At 63.5% G+C, this 18,592-nt stretch carries 20 protein-coding genes; 7 read left to right on the plus strand and 13 right to left on the minus strand.

Annotation, left to right across the window (positions count from 1 at the left end):
- Positions 1-15: 15 nt before the first annotated feature.
- Together EN804_RS15950 and EN804_RS15955 are read right to left on the minus strand one after the other, a co-directional pair.
- Positions 16-1,368: a hypothetical protein gene (locus tag EN804_RS15950; protein WP_135920206.1), complete on the minus strand. Its 1,353-nt coding sequence runs from the start codon at positions 1,366-1,368 to the stop codon at positions 16-18.
- A 9-nt stretch (positions 1,369-1,377) separates the two neighbouring features.
- Positions 1,378-2,427 (minus strand): hypothetical protein, encoded by a 1,050-nt coding sequence (locus EN804_RS15955; RefSeq protein ID WP_135914908.1) that lies wholly within the window; start codon positions 2,425-2,427, stop codon positions 1,378-1,380.
- A 439-nt stretch (positions 2,428-2,866) separates the two neighbouring features.
- Between EN804_RS15955 and EN804_RS15960 the strand changes: the two genes are divergently transcribed.
- The 3 genes from EN804_RS15960 (at position 2,867) to EN804_RS15970 (ending at position 6,201) form a co-directional block, all read left to right on the plus strand.
- Positions 2,867-3,418 (plus strand): sigma-70 family RNA polymerase sigma factor, encoded by a 552-nt coding sequence (locus tag EN804_RS15960; RefSeq protein WP_135914909.1) that lies wholly within the window; start codon positions 2,867-2,869, stop codon positions 3,416-3,418.
- Position 3,419: 1 nt separating this feature from the next.
- Positions 3,420-4,058 (plus strand): NrsF family protein, encoded by a 639-nt coding sequence (locus tag EN804_RS15965; protein WP_135914910.1) that lies wholly within the window; start codon positions 3,420-3,422, stop codon positions 4,056-4,058.
- A 163-nt stretch (positions 4,059-4,221) separates the two neighbouring features.
- Positions 4,222-6,201 carry a PAS domain S-box protein gene (locus EN804_RS15970; protein WP_135920208.1) on the plus strand — a complete coding sequence of 660 codons (1,980 nt, stop codon included), beginning with the start codon at positions 4,222-4,224 and terminating at the stop codon, positions 6,199-6,201.
- Positions 6,202-6,210: 9 nt separating this feature from the next.
- Here the strand turns inward: EN804_RS15970 and EN804_RS15975 are convergent, their stop codons facing one another.
- The 7 genes from EN804_RS15975 to EN804_RS16005 all read right to left on the minus strand — a co-directional run bounded on the left by EN804_RS15975 (position 6,211) and on the right by EN804_RS16005 (position 11,735).
- Positions 6,211-7,089: a 3-hydroxybutyryl-CoA dehydrogenase gene (locus EN804_RS15975; RefSeq protein WP_013892834.1), complete on the minus strand. Its 879-nt coding sequence runs from the start codon at positions 7,087-7,089 to the stop codon at positions 6,211-6,213.
- 211 nt (positions 7,090-7,300) lie between these two features.
- Complete coding sequence (locus tag EN804_RS15980) at positions 7,301-8,230, minus strand: electron transfer flavoprotein subunit alpha/FixB family protein (protein WP_135914912.1); 930 nt, start codon at positions 8,228-8,230, stop codon at positions 7,301-7,303.
- Between the two features lie 24 nt (positions 8,231-8,254).
- Positions 8,255-9,004 (minus strand): electron transfer flavoprotein subunit beta/FixA family protein, encoded by a 750-nt coding sequence (locus tag EN804_RS15985; protein WP_127872238.1) that lies wholly within the window; start codon positions 9,002-9,004, stop codon positions 8,255-8,257.
- Positions 9,005-9,217: 213 nt separating this feature from the next.
- Positions 9,218-10,018, minus strand: a complete 801-nt coding sequence (locus EN804_RS15990) for a rhomboid family intramembrane serine protease (protein ID WP_135883466.1) — start codon at positions 10,016-10,018, stop codon at positions 9,218-9,220.
- A 33-nt stretch (positions 10,019-10,051) separates the two neighbouring features.
- Positions 10,052-10,633: a cob(I)yrinic acid a,c-diamide adenosyltransferase gene (locus EN804_RS15995; protein ID WP_135920210.1), complete on the minus strand. Its 582-nt coding sequence runs from the start codon at positions 10,631-10,633 to the stop codon at positions 10,052-10,054.
- Positions 10,634-10,651: 18 nt separating this feature from the next.
- On the minus strand, positions 10,652-10,843 hold the full coding sequence (locus EN804_RS16000) for a twin transmembrane helix small protein (RefSeq protein ID WP_127277870.1): 192 nt from the start codon (positions 10,841-10,843) through the stop codon (positions 10,652-10,654).
- Positions 10,844-10,868: 25 nt separating this feature from the next.
- Entirely contained in the window at positions 10,869-11,735 is an 867-nt protein-coding gene (locus EN804_RS16005; protein ID WP_127277869.1) for an SDR family oxidoreductase, read from the minus strand.
- Positions 11,736-11,793: 58 nt separating this feature from the next.
- Between EN804_RS16005 and EN804_RS16010 the strand changes: the two genes are divergently transcribed.
- Positions 11,794-12,645: a YihY/virulence factor BrkB family protein gene (locus EN804_RS16010; protein ID WP_127277868.1), complete on the plus strand. Its 852-nt coding sequence runs from the start codon at positions 11,794-11,796 to the stop codon at positions 12,643-12,645.
- Positions 12,646-12,760: 115 nt separating this feature from the next.
- On the opposite strand, the gene EN804_RS16015 is transcribed toward EN804_RS16010, so the two are convergent.
- Positions 12,761-13,657: a DMT family transporter gene (locus EN804_RS16015; protein ID WP_135920213.1), complete on the minus strand. Its 897-nt coding sequence runs from the start codon at positions 13,655-13,657 to the stop codon at positions 12,761-12,763.
- 151 nt (positions 13,658-13,808) lie between these two features.
- Entirely contained in the window at positions 13,809-14,684 is an 876-nt protein-coding gene (gluQRS, locus tag EN804_RS16020; protein ID WP_135920215.1) for a tRNA glutamyl-Q(34) synthetase GluQRS, read from the minus strand.
- Between the two features lie 75 nt (positions 14,685-14,759).
- Between gluQRS and EN804_RS16025 the strand changes: the two genes are divergently transcribed.
- Together EN804_RS16025 and EN804_RS16030 are read left to right on the plus strand one after the other, a co-directional pair.
- Entirely contained in the window at positions 14,760-15,401 is a 642-nt protein-coding gene (locus tag EN804_RS16025; RefSeq protein ID WP_127872243.1) for a DNA-3-methyladenine glycosylase, read from the plus strand.
- A 188-nt stretch (positions 15,402-15,589) separates the two neighbouring features.
- Positions 15,590-16,147 (plus strand): HNH endonuclease, encoded by a 558-nt coding sequence (locus EN804_RS16030; protein WP_027031236.1) that lies wholly within the window; start codon positions 15,590-15,592, stop codon positions 16,145-16,147.
- A gap of 91 nt (positions 16,148-16,238) precedes the next feature.
- On the opposite strand, the gene EN804_RS16035 is transcribed toward EN804_RS16030, so the two are convergent.
- Positions 16,239-16,973 (minus strand): SDR family oxidoreductase, encoded by a 735-nt coding sequence (locus EN804_RS16035; RefSeq protein WP_135920217.1) that lies wholly within the window; start codon positions 16,971-16,973, stop codon positions 16,239-16,241.
- 55 nt (positions 16,974-17,028) lie between these two features.
- On the opposite strand from EN804_RS16035, the gene EN804_RS16040 reads away from it, so the two are divergent.
- Positions 17,029-17,946, plus strand: a complete 918-nt coding sequence (locus tag EN804_RS16040) for an AraC family transcriptional regulator (protein WP_246693432.1) — start codon at positions 17,029-17,031, stop codon at positions 17,944-17,946.
- Positions 17,947-18,035: 89 nt separating this feature from the next.
- Here the strand turns inward: EN804_RS16040 and EN804_RS16045 are convergent, their stop codons facing one another.
- The gene (locus EN804_RS16045; RefSeq protein ID WP_127277862.1) at positions 18,036-18,554 is read right to left on the minus strand and encodes a disulfide bond formation protein B; all 519 of its coding nucleotides are present in this window, start codon (positions 18,552-18,554) and stop codon (positions 18,036-18,038) included.
- Positions 18,555-18,592 lie beyond the last annotated feature (38 nt).

Genomic DNA, 18,592 nt, shown 5'->3' on the forward strand with positions numbered 1-18,592 from the left:
CGGACGCATTTGACTTCACCCGATATGCGGTGCCGGTGGCTGCTCCTGCGGAATGCAGCCATCGACCATGGGATGAATGGTCCAGCGCTGATCCAGGCCCTGCTGTGTTCGTTTGGTCTCCGGATCGAACGCGTCGTTCAGCATGGCGCACCAGGTTCTGCGCAGGTTCTCGCAGCGTGTCCTGAATGCCGTGCTGCCAAGCCCGTCACGCATATCCTGCGCGGTGAGGTCGGTGGCCTCGCCCGGCGGTTTGGGCGGGACTGTGCCCATGTCGGGAAAGTCCGGGTTCCACTGAAGATAGTGTTTTGCGTCGACACCCGCGGCCGCATCGAACTTGACCACCGCCATCAGCGGATGAAACTCGTGCCAGCCCTTGTGATAGCCGTCATAGACATGTTCGCCGAGGACGGCGACATGATCGCCCATCCTGATCGGGCCGAGCGCCTTGTCGCCGACATTGGCGTCCTCGACATTGCCGGGGTTCCAGTTGAACAGTCCCTGCAGGACCGGCTTGACCCCGCCGAAGTAGGACGCGGCGCCGCCGATGGCGCCGCCAATGGCCGCCCCGAGCAATCCTCCCAGGAACGAGCCGATGGCGCAGCCCAGCGCACCCAGGAAGAACGATCCTATGGCGCAGCCGACAGCCGCCCCGACACTGGCGCCGGCGGCCGCCGCGGCCGCCGTTACGACCAGAGCCGCCGTCAGCAGGATGACGATGGCCGGCGCCCATTGGCGCATCTTGATCCAGAAATCGCCCTCGGCCTCGCAGTGCAGGCCCCAGCGGGCATGGTCGTCGGCGGGTGCGTAGCCCAGGTCGGTCTTCAGGTCATCGCGCGGCAACAGAAGCTCATGACCCTGAAAGCCGTCATTGAGAATGTCGTTGGCCGGATGGGCCGCGATGCTGGCGGCGAATTCCGTGACGACGGTGCCGTCGGCATTGTAGCGATTGGCGGCGGCCAAAGCCGCCTCGTTGGTCTCGGCGTTGAGGATCTCGGTCGTCGGATGCGGCATCAGGATGAGGTCGAAATACTGGTCGTTGTCGAAGGCGCCGAGATCGCTGCGGAACGGATTGTAGGAGACGATGCCGACCGCGCATTTCGGATTGTCCTTGTCGAGGCAGACCAGGCGATGGTTCAGCCATTCCCCGGCGGCCTTGTCGATCGTCGCGGTGGCGGACGCCAGAAATGCGATTGCCGCGGCAAGTGCCGCACCGACCGGCCCCAGCAGCAACCCGAACGCGGCTGCCAGCCCGGTGATGACGATGATCTGCAGCGCCTGGCCGGCGAGGAAAGCCAGCCGGTCGTCCTCATTGTAGGGCTTGCCACCGGCGGGATAGAGAAAGCAGCTCGTATAGTGCTTGTAGGCCATCGGAACGCCTCAGCCTTTCGTGGCGGTGAGCGTCACACCGCCGGTCATGGTGCGCGATCCGCTTTCGCCGATCGCGAACACATGGACGTTGAAGGTCTTCGAGCCACGGAAGGCGGCGTCCTTCGCTTCGATCTCGACGGCGATCTCGGTGATCTGGCGCGGCTGCAGTGAAAGCGTTCTTGGAACGATCCTGACCGACCAGTCGTCCGGGATGGGAAACCGGCCATAGGCCTGTTCCTCGAGGGCCCTGGCCCAGCGTGCCTTGCTCTCGCCGAGCCGCGGCTGCGGGGTGTCGGTGGTCCCGTCGCGACCTTCGCCGCGTGACGGGGCACATGGCCGCAGCTTCGGCAGACCGTAGCAGTCCGCCTCGATCTGGAAACGCCGGACGACCGAGGCCTCGTTGCGGACGCTGAAGACGAACTTTGCCGGTGAGCGCATCTCGGCAATGTTGACGTTCTTCTGGCCAAGGTTGTTGCTGGGGTTGGCGTCATCGCCCCAGGAAAGCTGTGCCTGCAGGCAATAGTGGCCGCTGGTGGCGGGCGTGGTCCAACTGAACTCGGCATAGGCAGGGCAATCGATCGTGCCCTTGGCGCCGAGATTGACGGCGGTGTTGGCGATCGGACGGGAAACGGTCTGTGCGCCGAAGGACAGGTAGGACAGCGCCACTCCGACGCCGATGGCCGGGGCGTCGTAGGACCCGTTCCAGACACGGACGCGAACGCGATATATGTGTGCTGGCTGGAGCGCGCCGGTAACCGGCGCGGCGCCGTCGAAAATGTCGATGTCGGGATTGTCCCAGGTGACCGCGAGGCCCTGCGCCATCAGATAGTACTGGGCATAAAGAAGAGGATCGGCGCGCTTGTAGATGTCGGGCGGCAGCTGGATACAGCAATCGTTCTGCGCCGGGCTTGGCAGCCGCTGGCCCTTGGCCAGCCGGCATAGCAGCATGCGAATCGTCGCAAACAGCACTTTCAGCCCGGTGGCAAGACGCTTCCAGAATTCGGCGGCGAACAACAGCAGGGCCGCGGTTCTGATGTGGTTGACCAGAGATCCTGCCATGTCGTGTTTCCCACGCTGAGAGGACGCAACGGTAATGTTTTTCCTGGCGGACGTGTCCCCGCCGATTTTCCAGCGGTTATTTCTTCAGTGATCTCTGTCTCCGGTAGAAGTAGATGGCAGCGACAAGGACTATGGCTGCAATGACAAGGCTGCCCTCGAAAGTTCCCGAGCCATTGTCGGGAGAAAATCCAAAGCGTTCAATGAAATCCATTTCGGCCGCCCTCCGATCCTTTGACGCTACAGAAGGGTTTACCCTACGTCAACAAAGCTTGGTCCGCGCTGTTCCTCGCGCCTGGGCTGGGAACCAGGGAACCCATCAGGGAATTTCGCGGACCGTCCCGCAAACTTTCGTGATTTGCCCGTAGTTTGGCTTGGACATTATTTCGCCGTCCACGTAACAAACCAGCGCCGAGGCGCGAAGATCGGGGAGTGAACTCTTGTGAGCGGCAAGGACGAGGCCGAGCTTTCCCGGCTGATGCGGGCCGCGATCGCGGGAGATGAAAAGGCCTATGCCGACTTTCTCCACCGGATTGCCGCGCTCATCCGCGGCTTTGTCAGGCGCAAGATCGTGCAGGGCGGGGTCGACCCCGAGGACGTCGTGCAGGAAACCTTGCTGGCAATTCATGTGAAACGGCACACCTGGCGCCAGGACGCGCCGGTCCTGCCCTGGGTCTATGCGATTGCCCGTTTCAAGCTGATCGACGCGTTCCGGCGGCGCGGGCGGCGCATCGAGATCGATGTCGACGAAATCGCCGAGACTTTTGCCGAGCCGGAGACCGATACGGTCAGCGAACGCGACATCAACCGGGCGCTCGACGGCCTGCCGCCGGCACAGCGTTCCGTGGTGTCGGCCGTGTCCGTGGAGGGCCGCTCGATCGGCGAGACGGCAGCGAAGTTCGGCATAAGCGAGACGGCGGTGCGTGTGTCGCTGCATCGAGGACTTACCGCCATAGCCAAGCGATTCGGACAGGGGCGGTTCGGACGGGAATGACATGAAGACCGACGATCTCATCAAGGCGCTCGACGCCGATGCCCGCAGCAAAGCAATGCCATTGCGCTTGGCCTGGTGGCTCGCGGCCGGCGCGGCCGTCGTCGTCGCGGCCGCTGTTTTCATGATGACGATCGGGCCGCGCCCCGACTTCATGGTTGCCGCGCACACGATGCGCTTCCTGTCCAAGTTTGTTTTCACCATCGTGCTCGCCATCAGCGCCTTCGCCCTGATCCGAGCCCTGTCGACGCCGGGTGCGGCGACAGGCCGGGCAATGGCGGCGATGATCGCCGCGCCGCTGCTGGTCGCGGTGGCCGTGGTGCTGGAGCTCTTCATGGTGCCGCAGGCGCTGTGGGGCACGCGCATGATCGGCTCGAACATGATGATCTGCATGAGCTTCATCCCGCTGATAGGCATCGGCCCGCTGGCCATCTTCCTGTGGATGCTGCGCTATGGCGCGCCGACACGGCCGGTGCTTGCCGGCGCGGTCGCGGGGCTGCTTGCCGGCGGGCTGGCGGCGACTTTCTATGCGGCGCACTGCTTCGACGACTCGCCGCTTTTCGTTGCCACCTGGTACACGATCGCCATCGCGGCCCTTGCTTTGCTTGGCGCGCTCGGCGGGCGGTTTTTCGTGCGTTGGTAGCGGGATACCCGCGTCCAGACACCGTGAATACCGATCCTTAATCATGCCGGCAATTGTTTGCCGGTTGTCCATATCGCCGATGCCCCGGACGCAACCTTTCCTTAAAATCGATCCTTCAGGGTTCGATGGAAAAAAGCGATTGCCCACGGGGGTGGCATAAATCGTGACATTGCGAAGTATCATCGGGTCGGGACGGTACAAGCATGCAGCGCTGGCGCTGCTTGCGGCCGGTCTTGCCGTGGTGGCCGCCTCGCTTGTGACGTCAAGGCTGGACCTTGGCGTGGAAGCACTCAGACTTTGCCTTCAAATATCGGTCGCGGTGACGGTCTGCGCGCTTTTCCTGGCCTATCTGTTCATCGGTCGAATCTCGGAGGATCGACGGCAGATCACGGAGAGCGAGCAGCGGTTCCGCCGGGCCATGGAGGACTCGGCCATCGGCATCGCCATCGTCAGCCTCGACGGGCGTATTCTCCAGACCAACCCTGCGTTCGCCACCATGCTTGGCTACAGCCGCGAGGAAATCGAGGCGTTGACCTTCTTCCAGATCACGCATCCCGACGATCTGCAGATCGGACGCGAAACGATGGCCGGCCTGAGGGCGGGCACCGTCGATACTTTCCACTTCGAGAAGCGTTATCTCAAGAAGGACGGTACACCCGTCTGGGCTAACCTTGCCGGCTCCGTCATTCGCGATGGGAGGAGTGGGCGCCCGCTCTATCTCGTCTCGCAGATCGAGGATATCGACGCGCGCAAGCAGGCCGAAGGGCGCATCGCCGAGGCCGAAACGCGCTGGAACTTCGCGCTCGCCGGCGCCGGTCAAGGTGTTTGGGATTTCGACATCCGCAAGGGGGGCACCACCTATTCCTCCACTTGGGTCAAGATGCTCGGCTATGGGGATGGCGAGCTCGATGGCGACCCCGACCGGTGGCTGACGATGATCCATCCGGACGACCGCGCCACGGTCGCGGAGGCCGATCGCGACCATCTCGACGGCCAGACGGAATTCTTCGAGGCCGAGTTCAGGATGCGCCACAAGGACGGCCGCTGGATCTGGATCCTCGACCGTGGCAAGGCCATCGAGCGCGATGCCAACGGACAGTTGATCAGAGCGATCGGCAGCTTGACCGACATCACTCGGCGCAAGCAGGCCGAAGAACGGCTCATCGTCTCGGCGGCGATGCTGGCCGACGAGAAGGAGCGGCTTAAGGTGACGCTGCAATCGATCGGCGATGCGGTCATCTGCACCGATGCCGCGAACCGCGTCACCTTCATGAATCCGGTGGCCGAAAAGCTGACCGGCGTTTCCAGCGACGACGCGCTGGGCAAGACGCTGAGCCATGTCTACTGGGCTGTCGACGAGGAGACGGGCCACAGGATCGGCATGACGCGGCCGGCGACAGGCGAAGAGGCGCGCTCCGACCAGAACAGCCGCGCGGTCCTCATCCGTCGCGACGACACACGCTGCAGCATCCGCCAGGTCGTGTCGCCGATCATCAACGAACGCAACGAGTTCGGCGGTCTGGTGATCGTCTTCCAGGATTTCACCGATGCGCGCGCCCTGCAGCGCCAGCTTGCCCATGCCGCCGCCCATGATGCGCTGACCGGGCTTGCCAACCGCTCGAGCTTCATCCGCGCCATGGAGGGACTGGTCGATCAGGCACGCAAGGACGGCTCGACGGCTGGCGGCCACCATCAGTTCATGTTCATCGACCTTGACCATTTCAAGCTGGTCAACGACACGGGCGGTCACGCGGCGGGAGACGCCCTGCTGAAGCGGGTCGCCGAGGCGGTGCGCGGCGTGCTTGGTCCTGAAGACATCGTCGCGCGCCTGGGCGGCGACGAATTCGCTGTCATTCTGAAGTCGGGTTCCGCACCCGGCGCGAGGATCGCGGCGCGCTCCATCATCGATGCGATAGCCGGCTTGAACTTCACCTGGGATGGCCGGCCCCACGCGATCGGCGCCAGCATCGGGCTAGCGGCGATCTGCGCCAATTGCGGCGAAGTCGACGAGATCATCGCAAGGGCCGACGCCGCCTGCTATGCGGCCAAGGCGGCCGGGCGCGGATGCCTTTCCGTGGCGCCGGACGGCAAGATCAGCGACGACAGGTTGGAACTGCCCAAGCCGCTCGCCGCGGCCTCGTGAGCGGACGCGTCAGCGTGTTGGAACGGGGTGCTCGCCGCGATAGTCGTAGAAGCCGCGTCCGGTCTTGCGGCCGAGCCAGCCGGCCTCGACATATTTGACCAGCAGCGGGCAGGGCCGGTACTTCGAATCCGACAGGCCGTCATGGAGCACCTGCATGATCGACAGGCAGGTGTCGAGGCCGATGAAATCGGCAAGCTGCAGCGGTCCCATCGGATGGTTGGCGCCGAGCCGCATGGCGGTGTCGATGGCATCGACCGAACCGACGCCCTCATAGAGGGTGTAGATCGCCTCGTTGATCATCGGCAGAAGGATGCGGTTGACGATGAAGGCCGGGAAATCCTCCGAGACCGTGATCGTCTTGTCGAGTTGCTTCACATAGGTCTTCGCCGCCTCGAAGGTCTGGTCCTCGGTGGCGATGCCGCGCACCAGTTCGACCAGCTTCATCAGCGGAACCGGGTTCATGAAATGAATGCCGATGAAGCGCTCCGGCCGGTCGGTCTGCGCGGCCAGCCTTGTGATCGAAATCGACGAGGTGTTGGTCGCCAGGATCGCTTCGGGGTTGAGCTGCGGGCAGAGCTGCGCATAGATCTTGCGCTTGACGGTTTCGTCCTCGGTCGCCGCCTCGATCACCAGATCGGCGCCGGCAAGATCGGCCATCGCCGGTGCCGACGCTATGCGTGCCATGGCCTGGTTGCGGAGCTTCTCGTCTAGCTTGCCGGACCCCACCTGACGGGCCATGTTGCCGCTGATGGTGGCGATGCCCTTTTCGATACGGTCGGGCGATATATCGTAGATCAGCACCTTGTAGCCCGAAAGCGCGGAGACGTGGGCGATGCCGCCGCCCATCTGGCCCGCACCAATGATGCCGATCGTCTCGATCTTGCTCATTACCCGATCCCGTCCGGAGCGTTTTTCGCCACAATCGCGAACCGCCCCATCTCTTTGTTTTCCCGCAATTCCCGGCGCAAAAACCCCTGCGCACTGCCGCTGGAATTGCTCTCAGCCTTTTGTGGCCTGCTTATTGTGCGGTGCAAACTAAAAGGGTGGGGCGACTTCGTCTACCCCACCCTTGGTAATTTAATACGGTTGCGCGGAAGCGTCAAAGCGCCTTCTGCAACTCAGGCAGGATGACGAAGAGATCGCCGACGAGGCCGTAGTCGGCAACCTGGAAGATCGGAGCTTCCTCGTCCTTGTTGATGGCGACGATGACCTTGGAATCCTTCATGCCAGCGAGGTGCTGAATGGCGCCGGAGATGCCGACCGCAATGTAGAGATCGGGGGCGACCACCTTGCCGGTCTGGCCGACCTGCCAGTCGTTCGGCGCATAGCCCGCATCGACGGCGGCTCGGGAAGCACCGACGGCGGCACCGAGCTTGTCGGCGACCGGCAGGATGACTTCCTGGAATTTTTCCGAGGAACCGAGCGCGCGGCCGCCCGAGATGATGATCTTGGCCGAGGTCAGCTCCGGACGGTCGGTCTCCGACAGCTTGTTCTCGACGAAGGTGGACAGGCCGGGATTGGCCGCCGCGTGAACCGTCTCGACCGAAGCCGAACCACCCTCGGGTGCCGCCTGGAAGGAAGCGGTGCGCACGGTGATCACCTTCTTGGTGTCGCTCGACTGTACCGTCTGGATGGCGTTACCGGCGTAGATCGGCCGCTTGAAGGTGTCAGGCGACACCACTTCGATGATCTCGGAAACCTGCGCAACATCGAGCAGGGCGGCGACGCGCGGCGCGATGTTCTTGCCAGCGGACGTCGCCGGCGCGATGATCGTGTCGTAAGCGCCAGCCAGCGAGACGACCAGTGCCGCCGTCGGCTCGGCCAGGCGCTCGGCGAGTTCGTCGGCCTCGGCGAGCAGCACCTTGCCGACGCCCTTCAGTTTCGCGGCTGCATCGGCAGCGGCCTTGGCGCCTTTGCCGGCCACCAGCACATGAACGTCCGAGCCGATTTGCAGGGCGGCCGAAAGCGCCTTGGCGGTCTGGTCGGAAAGGGTGGCGTTGTCGTGTTCGGCGATGAGGAGAATTGCCATTTTATCTGTTCCTTTCCCGATCGCTTACAAAACGCCGGCTTCGTTCTTGAGCTTGTCGACCAGTTCGGCGACGCTCTTGACCTTGACGCCCGCCTTGCGGCCACCCGGCTCCTCGGTCTTGATGACCTTCAGGCGCGGCTTGACGTCGGCGCCGTAGTCGGCCGGGCTCTTCTCGTCCAGCGGCTTCTTCTTGGCCTTCATGATGTTGGGCAGCGAGGCATAGCGCGGCTGGTTGAGGCGAAGGTCGGCGGTGACGATCACCGGCAGCTTCAGCTCCACCGTCTGCAAGCCGCCGTCGACCTCCCGCGTCACCTTGGCCTTGTCGCCTTCGAGCACGACCTTGGACGCGAAGGTGCCCTGGGCCCAGCCAAGCAGGGCGGCCAGCATCTGGCCGGTCTGGTTGGAATCGTCGTCGATCGCCTGCTTGCCGAGAATGACAAGGCCTGGCTTCTCCGCATCGACCACGCCCTTCAGCACCTTGGCGACACCGAGCGGCTCGGTCTGCTCGTCGGTCTTGACCAGGATGGCGCGGTCGGCGCCCATGGCGAGCGCGGTGCGCAGTGTTTCCTGCGCCTGCTGCGGGCCGATCGACACGACGATGATCTCCTCGGCCTTGCCGGCTTCCTTGATCCGGATCGCTTCCTCGACCGCGATCTCGTCGAACGGGTTCATCGCCATCTTGACGTTGGCGAGTTCCACAGCCGAACCATCGGCCTTCACGCGAACCTTCACATTCGCGTCCACAACCCGCTTCACGGGCACAAGGATCTTCATTTGCCTGTCACCTCTTCACGCTAGTTGGGCGCGCTATAGCAGCCTGCGCCCTTTCTGAGTTGTCGAAAGCCGACATTCCTGACTGAATTCCGGCCAGACGGAATTCTGGCCGGATGGAAATTCTGGTCTTTGCCCGCCTTGGGCTGCGACGGAGACGTTTCCGTAATTGTGGCGACCCTTGCCGTCAATACGCTGGAAGCTGCTCAAATCGGTTCAGTTTGGGCCAGAAGGGTTTCCCCGGCCCCAGCGCGCCGTGGTGGCGGACGTTTGGGGCGTCGCTGGTTCGCCAACGGCCGGCGGCTGTTCGGGGGTCGGAGCCACGGCATCCTCATCGGCGGGGGCAAATAGCGGCACGCCGCGACTGCGCAGGACCAGCACCAGGACCGCGCCGGCAATGATGCCGCCGATGTGGCACGCCCAGGAGATCCGATCCTCGCCGCCGGCCGCGAACATGACGACCTGGAACGCCACCCACAGTATGAGCGGGATGAAGGCTGGAATGCGCAAAGGGATGCGGGCAAAGGCAAGCACCCACACCTTCACCCTGGGATAGAGGATCAGGTAGGCGACGACCACGCCGGCAATGGCGCCCGAGGCGCCGATCAGCGGCACTTGTGAATCCCAGGCGATGAGCCCCTGGAAAGCGGCTCCGGCGATGGCGCACAGGAAATAGAAGATCAGGTATCTGATATGGCCGAGCGCGTCCTCGACATTGTCGCCGAACACCCAAAGGAACAGCATGTTGCCGCCGAGATGGAAAATGTCGGCGTGCAGGAAGGAGTAGGTGAGGTAGCTCAGGCTCTCGGGGATGATGACAAAGCGGGGGTCGAGTTCGGCCGTGTCGTGAACGACGGAGGGGATGAAGCCGAGGCCAAGCACGGCGGCATTGGTGAAGTCCTTGCCGCCGAGCGCCGTGGCGCAATAGATCACGGCGTTGGCGACGATCAGCCCGATCGTTACATATTGCAGCCTGATATGGCGCAGCCTGTTGGTGTCGTAAAGCGGGATGAACATCGGTCGTCGGCCCCTCCCGCCCTCCGGTCCGTTTCAGCGGTTCTTGCCGGGAACCCATAGCACGTCGGCATTTCCATTGTCATTGACCACCCGAGCGGCGACAAACAGGAAATCCGAGACGCGGTTGATGTACTTCAGCCCGTCGCGATTGACGTGTTCGCCCGGGTCCTGCGCCAGGGCCACCATCAGCCGCTCGGCTCGCCTGGCCACGGTGCGGGCGAGATGGAGGGCGGCCGCCGCCGGCGTGCCGCCGTTCAGCACGAAGGATTTCAGCGGCTGGAGGTCTTTGTTGAGGAGGTCGATGTCGTGCTCGACACGGTCGGTCTGGGCGGCAACGATGCGCAGCGGCTCGTAGCCGAGCGGCTTGCCGTCATCAGGCACGGCGAGGTCGGCGCCGAGGTCGAAAAGGTCGTTCTGGATGCGGCCAAGCATGGCGTCGATCGCCTGATGGCTCTGTGCGGTATGCACGCGGGCCATGCCGATACAGGCATTGGCTTCGTCGACCGTGCCATAGGCGTCCACCCGGAGATCGGATTTCAGCCGCCGTTCGCCAGTGCCGAGGCCGGTTGTGCCGTCGTCTCCGGTGCGGGTGTAGATCTTGTTGAGCTTGACCACATCGCCTCCGAAAGGCCCTTACTTGCGGGTGAAATACACGGCCAGCAGGATCAGCGCCAGCGCCACGGCCTGCAGCAGAACGCGGGCCTGCATCAGCTTGTTGGACGTCACGCCGGAGCCGCCGCGCATCATGTTGATGAGGCCCCTGATCAGCACGACCACCACGGCGGCCATGACCAGAATGGCAAGGATGTTGAAGACGGTGGCCATTTTGCGTTTCCAGTTCTTCTCTTGTTCAAGCGCGCCGGGCGAGCAGGCGGTGCAGCATCGAGGCCGGCAGGATGCGTTTGAGCACGGCCCCGATCCTGGCCGACATTGTTACCACATAGTGTGGGCGCGGGTGCCGCGACAGAAGTGCGTGGCGAAGCGCCTTGTGGACCACTTCCGGCCCGGGCTTCAGTGCTGATTGGCTGCCGCCGGCGCGCATGCGCTCCAGCTGCGCGGCATAGTCGGCGCGATGCACGGAATTCTCGTGATCGATATTCCTGAGGAACCAGGGCAAGCCATTGCTGGCGATCTTCGATTTCACCGGCCCCGGCTCGATCAGCGAGACATGGATGCCGCTGCCGGTTAGTTCCTGGCGCTGGCAGAGCATCAAGGCTTCCAAGGCGTGCTTGGATGCCGAATAGGCGCCACGGAAGCGCACCGGCACGAGACCCAGGATCGACGAGCAATGGACGAGGCGGCCGTGGCCCTGGCGGCGCATCACCGGAACCAGACGGCGGGTCAGGTCGTGCCAGCCGAAGAAATTGGCCTCGAACTGCTCTTTGAGCGCCGCAACGGACAGATCCTCGACGGCGCCGGCCTGGGCGTAAGCGCCGTTGTTGAACAGGGCATCGAGCTTGCCGCCGGTGCGCTCGAGTACGGCCGATGCCAGGGCGGCGATGGATCCCGGTTCCGTGTAGTCGAGATAGAAAGCCTCAATTCCGTCCGCTTCGAGCGCGGCGATGTCTTGCGGCTTGCGCGCCGTCGCGAACACCCGCCAGCCCTCGGCCTTCAATGCGCGGGCGCAATAGGCGCCTATGCCGGAAGACGCACCGGTGACGATGATGGTGCGCAACTCTGCCGCTGGAGAATTCGGAGTTTGACGAAGGGTTGCCATTTGCCGCATTCCCTTCCCATATTCGCGGCGTCGAGACAATCGAAGGGAGCGCGCGTTCTTGCTGCGGAATATTGTCGCCCTGCGTCGCGTGCTCTACGACGCGCTCGGCCATTTCAACACCGATGACGGCTGGGCGATGGCCAGCCATCTGGCGATCACCTCGCTGATGGCGCTGTTTCCGTTCCTGATCTTCGCCACGACGCTGGGCAGCTTCCTCGGCGCCCAGGCCTTTGCCGACACGGCGGTGCATCTGGTCTTCGACACATGGCCCGAGCAGATCGCCAAACCGATCGCGCATGAAGTGCTCAACGTGCTGACCGTCAGGCGCAGCGACCTGTTGACCTATGGCGTGCTGCTTGCCGCCTATTTCGCCTCGAACGGCATCGAGGCGCTGCGCACGTCGCTCAACCGCGCCTATCGGGTCACCGAGACGCGCGGCATCATCTACCGCCGGGTGCAGAGCATCTTCTTCGTGCTGATCGCGACCGCCGGGTTCCTGGCGATCAGCGTGCTCCTGGTGTTCGCGCCCCTGCTGGCGCGGTTGGCGGAGGCCCATTTCGAGTGGATCAAACCCTATACGGGCACGATCACGCTGTGGCGTTACGTCATTGCCTCGACCGTCATCATCGGCGGACTTTTCGCCGTTCACTACTGGCTGCCGGCCGGCAAGCGTCGTTTCGTCTCGCTGGTGCCGGGAATCATCTTCACGCTGGCGGCGTGGCTTATCGGCTCGACGATGTTTGCCACCTATCTCGACCATTTCTCGTCCTATGTGACGACCTATGCCGGTCTCGCCTCGATCATGATCGCGGTGGTTTTCCTCTACATCGTCTCGGCGATCTTCATCCTCGGCGGCGAACTCAACGCCGCGATCAGCCGCTATCTGGAGGCGCGTGCCCGGGTGGGTTGACCGGCGGAATTGAAGAACGGAGGAATTGAAGGAATGAGGAATTGAGGAGTTGAAGAACTGAGGAATTGGAGAAAAAGGCGCCATATCCGGCGCCGTGCACTTCTTCTTCAATTCTTCAATTCCTCAGTTCTGCAATTCCTCCCCTGGCCGGTCGCGCCGTTGCCAGGCCCACGCCAAAGGTGGTGATCGCCATGCCGGCGATTTGAAGTGCGTTGAGTTGTTCGTTGAACAGAGCCCAGGCGATGATGGCCGTCACCGCCGGCACGAGGTAGAACAACGACGCCACTTTCGACATCTCACCGTCGCGGATCATCACCATCAACAGGAAGATTGCGCCGAGCGACAGCACCAGCACCAGCCAGGCCATGGCGAAGATCAGTTCGCCGTTGATGACGACGGCGTGCGTTTCGAAGGCGAGCGCGGCCACGGTCATCAGCGAGGCGCCGCCGACATATTGCCACATGGTGGCCGCGACGAGGTCGCCGCCGGAGGCAAAGCGCTTCTGCCAGATGGTTCCGGCGCTCATGCCGAGCACCGAGACCAGCGAGGCGGTCAGCGTCGCCACCGTTACGCCGCCGCCGAGCGCGCCGAGTTTTGGCCACAGCACAATGACGATGCCGACCAGGCCGATGCCAAGGCCAAGCCAGTGGCGCGGCAGGATGGCCTCGCCCAGGAACTTGCCGGCAAGCACCGCAGTGATCAGCGGCTGCAAGCCGACGATAAGGGCCGAAAATCCGGCGGGCATACCCCTGTGGATGGCCCAGAAGACGGCGCCGAGATAGACGCCATGCATCAGCACGCCGGCACCGGTGGCATGCAGCGCCTCCTCGCGGGTGGCTCGCTTCGAGCCCAGCACAAGCATCAGCACTGCCAGCAGGATGGCGGCTATGACGAAACGCGCCGCGAGGAAGGTGAATGGCTCCGCCCACGGCATGGCGTAGCGGGCGCCGATGAAGCCGGTTGCCCACAAGACAACGAAGGTGGCGGGGATGAACCGCTTGATGCTGTGCATTTTTCCGGAGACCGCCGTACTGGTGAGAATTGACCGTGGCGATGCTCTAACCCTGTTCAACCTGGCGCGCAAAACCAAACCGTTGATCCATACATCACCGGAATTCAACGGGTGAAGGGCTCAAAAAGGTGTCTCCCAAGGATTGCTGGGGTCAGAGCCCGATCGTCCGCCTGATGTCGTCTGGCGTCGTGCCGGCATCACGCAAGGCGGCAAGTCCGGTATCGCCAAGGCTCTTCGACAGTTTTCGCCCGTCCGGCCCGAGGACCAGCCGATGGTGGAAATAGGCGGGTGGCTGCAATCCCAGAATCTCCTGAAGCAGTCGCTGCACGCCGGTCGCGGAAAACAGGTCCTGTCCGCGCACGACATTGCTGACGCCTTGCAGCGCGTCGTCGACGATGACGGCGAGGTGGTAGCTGGTCGGGATGTCGCGGCGCGCCACGATCACGTCGCCCCAGTCCTGCGGACGGGCCTCGACCAGGTGCGTCGCGGATAGCGTCTCATCGGTGAATTCGGCCCATGCGAGATCCTTGCCGGCACGCGCCATGGCGGCGCCGACGTCCAGCCGCCAGGCGAAGGGTGTATTCTCGGCAATCCGCCGCCTGCGTTCCTTCATCGGCAATGCCTTGTCGGCTGGCGGATAGAGCGGCACACCGTCGGGATCGCGCGGCCAGTCGCGCCCGCGCATTTCGCTGTCGGCGATGAAAGCCCTGATCTCGCCACGGCTCATGAAGGCGGGATAGACCAGTTCCTCGCGGATCAGGCGCTCGAGCACCGTCCGGTATTCCGCGAAATGCTCGGACTGGCGGCGCACGGGCTCTTGCCAGCCAAGCCCCAGCCATTTCAGGTCGGCAAGCATGCCCGCCTCGAACTCCGGCGTGCAGCGTGTGGTGTCGATATCCTCGATGCGCAGCAGCAGACGGCCGCCTGACGCCTTTGCGAGCTTCTGGTTGAGCAACGCCGAATAGGCGTGGCCCAGATGCAGTTCGCCATTGGGGCTGGGCGCGAAGCGGAATGTCAGGAGCGTCATGTCTCGGGCGGCAATCGGGTTGTGCTGCGGTTTTGGCGGTTGCTACTTTGCGGCACATTCGCGGACAAGGATACCATGCAGCGCATCGCGACACTGGATGACGTTGAACGGGGACTGGATGCGCTTTGCATCATCGATCCGCGCCTGGAAAAAGTGCGCGGCATGGCCGGCGAGGTGCCGCTCAGGCTTTCGGAGCCCGGGTTCAGGAGCCTCGCCTCGATCATCGTGTCGCAGCAAGTTTCCCGGGCGAGTGCCGATGCCATCTTCGGCCGGCTGACGAAACTGGTCGATCCGCTAACGCCGCGGGCTATCCTTGCCGCCGGCGAGGACATGTTTCGCGAGGCCGGCCTGTCGCGGCCCAAGCAGCGTGGTCTTGTCGCGGCCGCCCAAGCGGTGGCCGACGGCCTCGACCTGCATCATCTCTGTTCGCTCGACGCCGGGGAAGCGATCGCGGCAATGACGGCGGTGCCTGGTATCGGCCCCTGGACGGCGGAAGTGTATCTGTTGTTTGCCGCCGGACACCCCGATATTTTCCCGGCGCGTGACGTCGCCCTGCAGAGCGCCGTCGGCCACGCGCTCGGCATCGACCCGCGCCCGCCTGAGAAAACACTGATCGCCTTGGCCGAATCATGGAGCCCGTGGCGAGGTGTCGCATCGCGGCTTTTCTGGTCCTATTATCGCGAAACCAGGGGCCGAGACGCCGCACCGCCGGCCTGAATCCGCAAAAAAGCATAAAAATCATGTGTTTTTGGCACGCCGCGCCCGCGACAATCCGCTTCACATCCCTGTCATGTCAGGCTTACAGTATCCGCGCCGAACGGTCGGGCTTTTGAAGCAGCACGTGACCCTTTCCGAAAGTCGAATTCGATTTTCGGGATCATGTGCGAACCAAGGAGGTCAACAAGGTGACGGTTGCCGTATCTCCGGATGGGCTTCCAGCGCTGGTGCTGAATGCGGATTACCGTCCGCTCAGCTATTACCCCTTGTCGCTCTGGTCCTGGCAGGACGCCATCAAGGCGGTATTCCTCGACCGGGTGAACATCGTCGCCGAATACGAGCATGCGGTGTCCTCGCCGACCTTCTCGATGAAGCTGCCGAGCGTGGTCAGCCTGAAGGCCTATGTGAAGCCGTCGAGGCACCCGGCGTTCACCCGCTTCAACGTCTTCCTGCGCGACCGCTTCCAGTGCCAGTATTGCGGCACGCCCGAGGACCTGACCTTCGACCACGTCATCCCCCGTCATCGCGGCGGCGCGACGACATGGGAGAACGTCGTCGCCGCCTGTTCGCCTTGCAATCTGAGGAAGGGCGGCATGATGCCGGCGCATGCCAAGATGTTTCCTCTGCAGAAGCCCTACCAGCCGACGGTGCATGATCTGCACAACAACGGCCGGCTGTTCCCGCCCAACCATCTGCATGAAAGCTGGATGGATTATCTCTACTGGGACGTCGAACTGGAGCCTTGAGTTTTCGACATTCGGATGGCTGGCCGCCCCGATTTTGGGGTCTGAGTAGCTACTGGCGTGTCTACCGAGCGCCGCATCGTGTCATGGGCGTTCAATCCTGAGCGGTCGGCCGGATGACGATGCTGCCCACATCCACGTCATCAGGTTGATCGATGGCGTATGCGATGCCCCGCGCGATCGCGGCAGGCGGGATGGCGATAGCCCCGATCCGCGCCGCCATGGTCTCCTTGACCGCCATGTCGGTGAACGAGTCGGCGAGATTGGTCGCGATCATACCAGGCGACACCTCGGTCACTCGCAGATGCGGTCCTGCTTCCTGCCGCAGGGTCTCGCTGACTGTCCGAACGGCATTCTTGGTCGCGGCATAGACCCCCATCGTCGGCACGATCTTGATGCCGGCCGTCGATACCACGTTGATGACATGTCCGCTGCGCTGGCGTGCGAAGATCGGCAGCGCAGCGGCGATCCCGTACAGCGTGCCACGCAGGTTTACGTCGATCATCGCGTCCCAATCTTCGACCCTCAGGGCATCAAAGCGCGAAATAGGGCTAATACCGGCATTGTTGACTATGACATCCAGCCCGCCTTCACGGTCCACCGCGAGTCCCACGAGGGCCTCAAGATCGGCACGAACGGTCACGTCGGTCACCTTGTAGGCCACCTTGCCTCCGACCGCGGCAATATCCCGGGCGACCTCCGCCAGGGCGTCCTCGCGCCGTGCGCCGAGCACCACCGTCGCACCCGCTTCCGCTAGGAGAATTGCGGTCGCGCGGCCGATGCCGCTGCTCGCCCCGGTGATCGCCACCACTTTGCCAACAATGCTCATGTTCATCTCCTTTTCACCAGAGATGGGTAAAGCGGGCTGGACGTGCTATGCTTGAATGGCCATGAGTTTGTCGCAATCGTCTCGAACCTTCGATCCGCTATCGGATGTACTTACGGTGCTCGATGCGCGGGCGACCCGGAGGACGCGCTTGGAGGGCTCCGGCGACTGGGCGTTGGCGTTTCCCGCGCGAGAGCGCCTGAAATTCGTCGCTGTTCTGCGTGGGGTGAGCTGGCTCCTGCTGCCCAATGTTGCTCCCCAGCGGATCGAGGCGGGCGACTGCTGCTTGATCGGCTTCACTGAATATGTGGTTGCGAGCAATCCCGCCTTGATGCCGATCGACGGTTCGTCACTGTACGCCGAAGGAAATGACCTTGTGCGCCTGGGGGGTGACGACGCGGTGGCGCTCGGCGGTGGAATTTCTTTTACGCGAGGGAATGCTGCCTTTCTCCTCGATATGCTGCCGGCGTTCATGCACATCCCCAGCACGTCGACTGGAGCCGCGGCGATCACGGCGGTCCTGGGTCTGTTGGACGCGGAAGCAGGGCAGCCCGCGATGGGAAACGACGTCGCCACGGCCAGGTTGGCCGAGGTTCTTATGATCCAGGCGATCCGCACTTTCGCATCGGCTTCGGACACGACCCACGGTTGGCTTGCTGCGTTGGTGGATCCACGCATTGGCCGAGCGATCCAATGTTTTCATGCCGATATCGCGCGGCCGTGGACCGTTGCCGATCTGGCCGGCGTGGCCGGGATGTCGCGGGCCGCCTTCTCGGCGGCCTTTACCCATCGCGTAGGACAGGCACCACTCGCCTATGTCCGCAGGTGGCGAATGACGCGCGCACGGGCCGCGCTGGCCGAACGTTATTCGAGCGTTGGCAAGGTGGCGGCGAGTGTCGGCTACACCTCTCAAAGCGCATTTGGCCACGCTTTTCGTCGAACCTTTGGTGCCGCACCACGACAGCACACGGCTTGAGGCGGGAGCCTATCTGGCAGACTTATCTCCGCTTATCTCCCGGTCCGCTATTGCCCTTGTCTCCACCAGGCCACGACGGCACTGACGTGTCAGTCGCGGGAAAATGCGCCGCGGAAGGCGACGGCGGCGAGGATCAGGCTGGCGATGGCGTTCCAGCCGGCCAGTGACAGGCCAAGGATGCGCAGCGCCGCCTTGTCGCAAGAGGGCGGCACGAATTTGTCGAGCGCGTCGAGCACGCCTTTGCCGCCGGTGTCGACCGGGCCGGCGCCCGCCGTGCAATCGGCCGGACCCTGCCACCAGGCCCATTCGACGCCGGAGTGATAGACGCCAAGATAAAGGCCGTAGAGCATCAAGAGGCCGCCGATGGCCAGCAGACCGCGCGCCACCCATGCCGGTGCGCGCAGCATCGATGCGATCACCGCCAGCACCATCAAGGGCACGCCGATGTAATACGGCGTGCGCTGTTCCAGACAGAGATGGCAGGGGATGTAGCCGCCGATATGCTGGAAGCCGAGCGCCGAGCCAACGGTCGCGGCCATTGCGACCGCTAGAAACAAGGCAGCGCGTGTCCGCTGGCGTCCGGTATCGGCATTCATGGTCGCTGTCATGGTTCTATCGTCCGTTGTGTTCGCCGCCCGCCAGGTCC

The organism is Mesorhizobium sp. M8A.F.Ca.ET.161.01.1.1 (assembly GCF_004792105.1).
Classification (GTDB): Bacteria; Pseudomonadota; Alphaproteobacteria; order Rhizobiales; family Rhizobiaceae; genus Mesorhizobium.